Origin of the sequence: Synechococcus sp. R3-13 (assembly GCF_047462195.1) — a bacterium.
Classification (GTDB): domain Bacteria; phylum Cyanobacteriota; class Cyanobacteriia; order Thermostichales; family Thermostichaceae; genus Thermostichus.
Window position 1 is genome coordinate 7,575 of record NZ_JANSIO010000195.1, and the last position, 8,837, is coordinate 16,411.

At 59.6% G+C, this 8,837-nt stretch carries 10 protein-coding genes; 2 read left to right on the forward strand and 8 right to left on the reverse strand.

Annotated features, from left to right (window positions below; translation table 11 throughout):
• Positions 1-88: 88 nt before the first annotated feature.
• Complete coding sequence (locus tag NW856_RS05885) at positions 89-229, reverse strand: hypothetical protein (RefSeq protein WP_414388337.1); 141 nt, start codon at positions 227-229, stop codon at positions 89-91.
• 131 nt (positions 230-360) lie between these two features.
• Entirely contained in the window at positions 361-1,092 is a 732-nt protein-coding gene (locus NW856_RS05890; RefSeq protein ID WP_414344389.1) for a M50 family metallopeptidase, read from the reverse strand.
• A 176-nt stretch (positions 1,093-1,268) separates the two neighbouring features.
• On the opposite strand from NW856_RS05890, the gene NW856_RS05895 reads away from it, so the two are divergent.
• Positions 1,269-1,901, forward strand: coding sequence for a class I SAM-dependent methyltransferase (locus NW856_RS05895; RefSeq protein WP_414399496.1), 633 nt, complete (start codon positions 1,269-1,271; stop codon positions 1,899-1,901).
• A 22-nt stretch (positions 1,902-1,923) separates the two neighbouring features.
• Here NW856_RS05895 and NW856_RS05900 read toward each other — a convergent pair whose 3' ends face one another.
• The 5 genes from NW856_RS05900 to NW856_RS05920 all read right to left on the reverse strand — a co-directional run bounded on the left by NW856_RS05900 (position 1,924) and on the right by NW856_RS05920 (position 6,099).
• The gene (locus NW856_RS05900; protein ID WP_414328934.1) at positions 1,924-2,751 is read right to left on the reverse strand and encodes a thiazole synthase; all 828 of its coding nucleotides are present in this window, start codon (positions 2,749-2,751) and stop codon (positions 1,924-1,926) included.
• Positions 2,752-2,793: 42 nt separating this feature from the next.
• Positions 2,794-2,991 (reverse strand): sulfur carrier protein ThiS, encoded by a 198-nt coding sequence (gene thiS / locus NW856_RS05905; RefSeq protein ID WP_414328933.1) that lies wholly within the window; start codon positions 2,989-2,991, stop codon positions 2,794-2,796.
• Positions 2,979-4,247, reverse strand: a complete 1,269-nt coding sequence (locus NW856_RS05910; protein WP_414399497.1) for an FAD-dependent oxidoreductase — start codon at positions 4,245-4,247, stop codon at positions 2,979-2,981. The genes thiS and NW856_RS05910 overlap by 13 nt, the downstream gene beginning before the upstream one ends.
• A 237-nt stretch (positions 4,248-4,484) precedes the next feature.
• Positions 4,485-5,342 (reverse strand): carboxylating nicotinate-nucleotide diphosphorylase, encoded by an 858-nt coding sequence (nadC, locus tag NW856_RS05915; protein ID WP_414357502.1) that lies wholly within the window; start codon positions 5,340-5,342, stop codon positions 4,485-4,487.
• Positions 5,343-5,673: 331 nt separating this feature from the next.
• Positions 5,674-6,099, reverse strand: a complete 426-nt coding sequence (locus tag NW856_RS05920) for a hypothetical protein (protein ID WP_414399498.1) — start codon at positions 6,097-6,099, stop codon at positions 5,674-5,676.
• Between the two features lie 148 nt (positions 6,100-6,247).
• Between NW856_RS05920 and NW856_RS05925 the strand changes: the two genes are divergently transcribed.
• On the forward strand, positions 6,248-6,823 hold the full coding sequence (locus NW856_RS05925; RefSeq protein WP_414399499.1) for a pseudouridine synthase: 576 nt from the start codon (positions 6,248-6,250) through the stop codon (positions 6,821-6,823).
• A gap of 425 nt (positions 6,824-7,248) precedes the next feature.
• On the opposite strand, the gene NW856_RS05930 is transcribed toward NW856_RS05925, so the two are convergent.
• Positions 7,249-8,598 carry an adenylosuccinate synthase gene (locus NW856_RS05930; protein WP_414332548.1) on the reverse strand — a complete coding sequence of 450 codons (1,350 nt, stop codon included), beginning with the start codon at positions 8,596-8,598 and terminating at the stop codon, positions 7,249-7,251.
• Between the last annotated feature and the right edge of the window lie 239 nt (positions 8,599-8,837).

Genomic DNA, 8,837 nt, shown 5'->3' on the forward strand with positions numbered 1-8,837 from the left:
CACTCGGACGGAGTCCTCAAAGACTCTAGAATGAGTGTTGCACAAAACGACAACGCCGCTACGACTTCCGTCAGCAGACTTGAGTACCTCATTCCACCGGTGCAGAGTAGGGCATCGGCTCAGGTTCGGTGAAAGTCTGCACCTGGCCTTGGCCAAGCGTATCTGCGGCGGTTTTGCTGATCAACAGTAAGGTCGCCGCCAGGGCCAGCCCAATAACATCCCGCCACATGCTCCACTCCTCAACTCCTCACTCCTCTTGCCCATTACTGTAGCGGCGGTTTTCTCGACTTGGCAGGGATAGAGGACGGATTTTTACATAACACGAACCACTGCCAAAATTGCGGCTTTGCCCCCTGCCGGCTAGTCCCGGAACGTCAGCTGCAAGCTGGTTATCAGCAGCACCAAAGAAGAGACCGCCATCACCCCTCCCCAAAACCAGTAGGGCAAGAACAAGTTTTGGGCAATCTGGCTGGAATCGGAGTGGATCACCTGCCCATTGATCACGGCAGAGGCCGTAAATAAGTAGTCAAGCTGGTGGTAGGTGCTCACACAGGCCTGCACCCCCAAAAACTGTGCGGCAAAGCCCCGCAACCAAGGGGAAGCCCAGCAGCCCACCGCCAGGATCCCCAGCCCAATAGCCGGGATCAGCAACAGGCCAAATAGAGAGCGCACCCAGAGCACCGCCGACAGCAACAGCAGGGATCCCAAAGCCAACAACCCCAACTGGGCCGTACCTTGACGACGAGAAGCCAGGATAAAAACCGCCCCGGCCATTGGGGGCCCCATTGGCCCACCGGCGGCCACCAAAGCTCGACCCACCGGCCCCAAAAACAAGTGCCCACTGTGAAAGGCCAACCCCGACCCGTCGGGATAGATCTCCAGACGATGAAACTCCCCACCCAACAGCACTGCCGTCAAGCCGTGGCCCATCTCATGAAACCAGGTGGCCAGAATCGTAAAGGGGTAGAGGATATAGTTGCCCCAGGGGAGCTGCCAGAGCAAGACCGTCAGACCTGCAGCAGCCACCAACCAAACCAAGCTGTGCCGGCCAGGTTTCTCGGAAGGGGAGGGAGGCAGCTCAAACTGAGTCATAGAGCAGCAGTGGGTAGACAGAAAAAAGCCTAAAACGCCTCGTCTTCTTAGACGACTGCCGGCAGAGGAGAGTTCCAAGCCAACCCCGAGAAAATCCAGAAAAACATATGTCTCAAACCAGTTTGCAATGGATGTAGGTCAGGTAGGCTGAAAAAGACTCTGAGGGATCCCTGTCTGTGGCCACCTTCCTGCGCGACTGGAGCTACCGCTTTCCCTGGCTTTACCGCAGCATCAGCCGCGGGGCTGCTCTGGCGGTGGGGGGATACGAGCGGCTGCGGAAATTGCCCCTACAAGGGATCCAGATTCATCCCCAGGATCGGGTGTTGGATCTCTGCTGTGGCCCAGCTGAAGTAACCCCACTGTTGGCGGAGCTGAGCCAGCAGGTGGTGGGCCTGGATGCTTCCCCCAAAGCTCTAGCGGCAGCCCGCAAACGCCTTCCCCAGGTGGAGTTTGTGGAGGCCTTTGCCCAAGATATGCCCTTTCCCAATGCCAGCTTTGATTGGGTGCATACCAGCTTGGCTCTGCACGAATTGTCCTTCGCAGATTTGGAGCAGGTGCTGCGGGAAGTGTGGCGGGTGCTCAAGCCGGGGGGAGGACTTTTGATTCTGGATCTGCACGCGCCTCGACAACCCTTGATCTGGCCTGGGCTGGCCCTCTTTTTGGCCCTGTTTGAAACCGAGACCGCCTGGGAGCTACTCAAGCTGGACTTGCCCGAGCATTTGCAGCAGCAGGGTTGGCAATCCATCCGGCAGACCCTCCACGCTGGGGGAGCTCTGCAGGTTATCCAGACGCGAAAGCCTGCCGCCTGAGCTGCACCCCTGAGAGCGGCAGTCAGCCCTGGTGCCAAAAGGGAGTGCCGAGGACAGGCGTACTGGGCTGAGCTGTTTCCTGAGGGATCATGGCCCCGGCCAGGTAGGCTCGGCGGCCTGAGCGCACCGCTTCTGCAAAGGCCTCGGCCATGGCCACCGGATCCCGGGCCAAAGCCACTGCCGTGTTCAGCAGCACCCCGTCGAAGCCCCACTCCATCACCTGGCAGGCATGGGAGGGCAGGCCCAAGCCGGCATCCACGATCAGCGGCGCTTCAATCCGTTCCCGCAGCAGGCGCAAGTTGTAGGGGTTGAGAGGGCCTTTGCCGGTGCCGATGGGGGCCGCCCAGGGCATCACCACCTCACAGCCAGCATCCAAAAGCCGCTGGCAGAGCACCAGGTCGTCGGTGCTATAGGGCAGCACCTTAAAGCCGCGCCGGACCAGCTCAGCAGCAGCAGTGGGCAGTTGCACGGGATCCGGCTGCAGCGTGTAGTCATCCCCGATCAACTCCAGCTTGATCCAGTCGGTGCCGAACACCTCCCGCGCCATCTCCGCCGTTGTGATCACCTCCTGCACGCTGTGGCAGCCGGCGGTGTTGGGCAGAACTGGGATCCCCATCTTCTGCAACAGGGCCCAAAACCTCTGGGAAGTTTCTGGCCCCAGTGCCCCTTGCCGCCGCAGAGAAACCGTCAACAAACAGGGCTGCGCGCGCGCCACCGCCTGCTCCAAAATGGCTGGCGAAGGGTAGCGAGCCGTACCCAACATCAGGCGGCTGGGCAATGGTTGGCCATAGAGCACCAAGGGATCCTCATTGGCCCAAGTGGAGGGGGAAAGCTGGAGAAGGGTGGACATTGTCGGGGCAAAGTCAGGACAGAGCAGGAAGCAAGGGGGGCACTAGCCGCCAGCAACCGGAGTGACGATCTCCACCTGGTCGCCTTCTTGCAGACGGGTTTGCTCGTGCTGCGCACGTGGCACAAACTTCAGATTAACCGCTACCGCGAAAGGGCCGCTGGCCCCCACCTGAGCCACTGCCTCGGCCAAAGTGGTGCCTTCCGGCAAATCGTAAGGCTTTTGGTTGATCAAGACACGCATGGCGACAGGGACTCACCGGAAAGAGGGGCAGCCTGCACCTGAAAGGGGATCCCAAGCTGCTGGGCCAAGCGACAACTGCCCTGGTGAAGATACTCCAAGACAGCATCGTGGATGGCCGGGGAGATCAGAAAGCCATGGCGATAGAGGCCGTTGATCTGCAACAGGCGAGGTGAGCGCTCCACCACGGCTGGCAGGTTATCCGCCAAGGTGGGACGACATTGGCTGCCCAATTCCAGGATACGCGCTTCGGCAAAGGCAGGATGTACGGCGTAGGCGGCGCTGAGCAACTCCAGGGCGGAGCGGACGCTCACCGGCGAGCGATCCTCAGATTCGATTTCAGTGGCCCCCACTACGAACAGGTGTCCCGGCTTGGGAGCGATGTAGATCGGGTAGCGAGGGTGCAACAGCCGGGTTGGGCGCCGCAAAGAGACTTCTGGGGCATACAGGCGCACCACCTCACCCCGAACTCCGCGCAGCAGTTTTTGCCCGCCCCATTCTTTTTGGGATCCCAGGCCGCGGCAATCCAAAACCCACCCACCGGTTTGCTGCTGCCAAGCTTGGGCCTGCTCCAGATCCCAGGGGCAACCCCACTCCACCTCCACCTCGTGCTGCCGCAGCTTGGCCAGCAGAGCCGACAACAGTTGGCGGTTGTCCAGTTGGCCCTCTTGGGGAAGATACAGGCCCTGCGCAAATCGCCCGGCTACCGCTGGCTCCAGCTCGGCAATAGCCTGGGCATCCAGCGGCTGAGGGCGGGGGAGATGCGGGAGGTGTTCCCCCACAGCGGCCAGTAGCGCCGAGAAGCGCTTGGCTTCCCCGGCATCTTGGCGGTGCCAGAGGATCAAAGTGCCCTCCTGCTGAAAGAAAACCGGCTCTGGCAGGCTGGCCAGAAGGGCGGGCCAGCGGGAGAGGGCATAGTACCCCTGGGCCACCACACTGGCTTCGGCGATGGCAGACTCGGCTAGGGGAGCCAGCATAGCAGCGGCAAAATGGGCAGCACTGCTCTCAACAGCAGCAGCAGGAGCCGCCTCCACAATGCGGACGGGATGCCCAACCTCGACAAGGCTGGCGGCCAACAAACGCCCCATCAGCCCAGCCCCGAGGACAAGGATGGGATCCCGCTGCGCTGCCCAAGGCAAAGTGATCCCTACTGCTGACGCAGCAGCGGATGGGCCCGTCAGGCTGGCTGCCGGATTTGTCAGAGAAGAGGAGGGTGGAAGGGTTAAAGTGCCCCGCACCACTGGCACGATGGATTCCATACTGGATCCCATGATAGGCTCTCGGGTTCTGCGATGAATCTGTTCCCACAGCATCCCAGGGGTGGGCACAGTGTTGTTCGACCACGACCCGACGGTCTACTTGAGTGGGCTGTGCGATAAAGCAAAAGCCGCTCTACTAGCTTGCTAAGGCCTACGGCCCACCAAGGGGAACCGCGTAGCGGTAGGGCGGAGCTTGTTCGCTTTAGCGGCGCAGAGCGCCAAACCCAGTTTTCTTGGTCACACCACCAGCAAAGAGAGATCCAAAGCCTTGGCCGAGTGGGTGAGAGCCCCGACGCTGACGTAATTCACGCCTGCCTCGGCCACTTGCCTGGCCCGTTCCGGGGTCATGTTGCCGCTGGCCTCGAGGGGAACTCTTCCTCCCACCCGTTGGACGGCTGTCTGGATTTCTTCCAGGGTGAAGTTATCCAAAAGGATGAGATCGGCTCCTGCTGCCAAAGCCTCTTCCAGTTCCTGGAGATCCCGCACCTCCACCTCCACCTTGAGGTGGTGGGGAGCGCCTTCCTTGGCCCGCTTGACGGCTGCCAAAACGCCTCCCGTGCCGCGGTCGCGACAGTGTTGCGTAGCAATAATGTGGTTTTCCTTAATCAAGATGCCGTCGAACAGCCCAAAGCGGTGGTTTTTGCCGCCCCCTACCCGTACTGCATACTTCTCCAGGGCGCGCAGGCCGGGAGTGGTCTTGCGGGTGTCCAGGAGCTGGGTTGAGGTTCCCCGGAGAGCCTCTACATAAGTGCGAGTGAGGGTGGCAATGCCGGACAGCCTTTGGAGAAGGTTGAGGGCCAGCCGCTCTCCTGCCAAGATGCCCCGCAGGGATCCCTTGAGGTGGGCCACTTCTTGACCGACAGCCACCCTGGCCCCTTCCTCCACCCCAGGGGTGAACTCTACCTGGGGATCCACCAGCCGAAAAACCCGCTTGGCAATCTCCAGACCGGCCAGGATCCCTGTCTCCTTGGCCAGGATTACCGCTTCACCCTCCAGTCCTGGGGGTAGGGTCAGCTCTGTGGTGAGGTCGCCGTGCCCCAGGTCTTCCCACAGCCAAGCGCGAAGGGTCTCCTCAGGTATGTAAACTTCTTCCATTTTCGGTTTGGTTTTAGGCTCCAGGATAAGCCCTACTTCTCAGCCTGAACAAGCAACAGGATCCCTCGCCTGCCCTGGCACCGCCTGTGGATTTTTCTCCCACCGGCAGGAATCTTCATCAACTGGGCAACTTGAAAGCCAATCTTGCCACTTGGATGCGGTTGGAATCTCTGCGCAATCCCTATCGAGTTCAAGTTTGGGGCAACCGTCTCGCGGCTTTGGAGATGACGCTGCGCTATGGAGAACAAACCCTGCTGAGGACATGAAGCTCCCCCCTTGCGCGACCCCATCCCATCTATCCCCAGAACTTCCCCAGAACCGAAAAAAACTGTTATGGGGTATCTTTCGGCATTTCCTCTGCGGGGTCAGGCCCTGTATCCGGCTCCTTGGGGAGAGCAGAGTCCTCAGGGCTGGGCAAGGACTCTGTCCTGCTGGCGCGAACCGCTTCCGGGGAGGTTTCTGGCTCCTCGTCATCGCTACGCGACGCTTCTGGGAACCCGTCAGCAGTGTGTGGCGCTGAAGCGGGCTGAGCAGCAACAGGTTCAGGAGCAGAAGGAGGAGGTGCAGCTGGGATCCCGGCTTCTTCTTCAGGAACGACCGCAGGTGGTTGAGCAGCTTCTCTTTCTTCTTTTTCTTCCTTTTGCTGTTCGTAGCGGCGGCGTTTGTTGCCCTCGTCCACCAGCACGTACACCAGGCTGAGGAGAGAGAGCCCCGCTGTTCCAATCAAAACCCAAAGTAAATTGTTGTCTATGGTCATGGGGTGAGCTCCGTCAAACGCTGCTGGCGGTGGAGGGATGTTGCTCCTTAAGGCTTGATCTTACCGTTGAAGCCGCTCTGCCAAATCTTTCTGCCAAATCTTAAAGATTGGAAAGATTGGGTTCACCAGTTTTGTCATTTTGTGTGTCATGCGCTATCTCAAGTTTTACAAACCCTATGGCGTGCTCACCCAATTCACCGACCAAGCGGGACGGCCCACCCTCCAGTCTTTTATCCCGGTGCCCAGGGTTTATCCGGTGGGGCGACTGGATCGCGACAGCGAAGGGCTGCTCCTGCTGACCGATGATGGTCGCCTCAATGCCCGCTTGATCGATCCCAAGTTCGGCCATGAGCGCATCTACTGGGTTCAGGTGGAAGGGATCCCCACCCCCCAAGCCCTGCAACAGTTGCAACAGGGGCTGATCATCCAAGGGCGAAAAACGCGCCCGGCCCAGGTTAAGGTCTTGGCTGAGGAACCCACCCTGCCGCCACGGGATCCCCCCATCCGCTTTCGCCGCTCCATCCCCACCACCTGGCTGGAACTGACGCTGCGGGAGGGTCGCAATCGCCAGGTGCGCCGCATGACTGCCGCCGTTGGGATCCCAACTTTGCGGTTGGTTCGGGTTGGACTGGGGCCTCTTTCTCTGGTGGGGCTTGCTCCCGGCCAGTGGCAAGATCTCAGCGAGGCAGAACTGGCCCAGCTACGGCAATATTGTTTTCCGTGACGTACTCCCGACTCCGACTGCTAGGTAGTACGGAGCAGGCTTCTCGCCTCAACGGGTAGCTATCGCAAGAACCCTCAGCGAGCAGACACAGGATGTCCCACCGCGTAGCTGCACCAGATTCCAACAAAGCTGTTCTGTACAGCTAGGTTGACCACAGCACAAAGACCGCCTTTCATCCCGACCCTCATGCTGATGCATAGAGGGCGAGGCTTCCCAGCGGACTAGCTAAACCATTGATTTTCTGACCCATTGCAGTTATTTCAAGTTAGATTAAGACGCTTTCAAAATGCTCCACGCTGCTTCTGCAACCACCCTCGGGCGGAAGACTTTCTCAGTGGCTCAGGCGTCTCACCCTAAACTGAAATGACTATAACTTACTGATCACTACAGTATTGTCCTTGTTCCCAATTGTGCTTGAGGCCCACTCAGTCGGGCATGAGGGCGTGGACGCGCTTGCCACCATTGGGATAGAGAAGGGCACGTTTGGGGCCGTGGATGGGATCTTCGACAATGATCGTCTGGTCGCGGCTGGCCCCTAAAGAAACAATGGCAATCGGCACCTGCATCAACTGCGCCAAAAACTTCAGGTAATCGTGGGCTTCGGGGGGCAAGTCTTGGATGGAGCGGCAATCTTTGGTGGAACATTTCCAGCCCGGCAGGGTTTCGTAGATAGGTTTGCACTGGGCGAAAACACGGGCATCGCTGGGAAAGTGACGAATTTCCCGACCCTGGTACTCGTAGGCAACGCACACCTTGATCTCATCCAAGCCATCCAGCACATCCAGCTTGGTGATGGCCAGGCAGTCTAGGCCATTGATCCGCACCGCGTAGCGCCCGATCACCCCGTCAAACCAGCCGCAGCGCCGTTGTCGTCCGGTGGTGGTGCCAAATTCAGCACCGGTTGCCCCTAGGTACGCCCCGATCTCATCTTTGAGCTCGGTGGGGAAAGGGCCTTCCCCAACGCGGGTGGTATAGGCTTTAGCCACCCCGATCACCCGGTCAATGCTGGTGGGGCCGATCCCAGCGCCAATACAAGCGCCACCGGCAATGGGATGGGAGGAGGTGACGTAGGGGTAGGTGCCGTAGTCGAGATCCAACAGGGTGCCTTGAGCCCCTTCAAACAGGATGTTCTCCCGGTCTTCGATGGCTTGGGTCAGAAGCAGAGCAGCGTCGGTAACATAGGGGCGCAGCCGCTCGGCATAGGCCAGGTATTGCTCGATAATTGGCTCGGGATCCAAGGGCGGCAAGTTATAGATCTTTTCCAGCAAGACATTTTTGTAGGGAATGGCCCAACTGAGGCGCTCCCGCAGCTGGTCAGGGTACATCAAGTCCACGACGCGAATGCCCATGCGCTCGGCCTTGTCGGCATAGGTGGGGCCAATGCCCCGGCCGGTGGTGCCCAGCCGGTAAATGCCACGCCGCTCCTCTTCTGCGATGTCAATGACCCGGTGGTAGGGCAGGGTGACGTGGGCCGTTTCGGCAATGAACAGGTTGTCGGTGGAAATGCCCAATTGATGCAGTTGGTCGATCTCGGCCAGCAGAACCTCGGGATCGATCACCGTGCCGCTGGCGATGATGCAGCGTTTGTCGGGGTAGAGAATGCCAGAGGGGATCAAGTGTAGCTTGAAGGTTTGGCCCCCTACCACCAGGGTATGCCCTGCATTCACCCCACCTTGATAGCGGACGACCACATGGGCCTTTTCACTGAGGAGGTCGGTGATCTTCCCTTTTCCTTCATCGCCCCACTGGGCACCGACAACCACGACGTTTGCCAAGAGCTTCTCCTACAGTCCGTAGATGGCACAAAAAATCCCCTTTGCGGGGGTTGCTGCACTAATCTACCGCATCGCTCCGGGCGATGTTGAGAGATCAGGACAAAAAGATTAACAATCGATTAACTTTTCTCCGGCAGGGGACAACGTGGAGATGGGCGGGATCCCCGAACCCTCTGACGAGCAAGCAGGGATCCTGCGTTGGCATGCCCCCTGCCTTTAGGCAGGGGATTCTGGTTCCT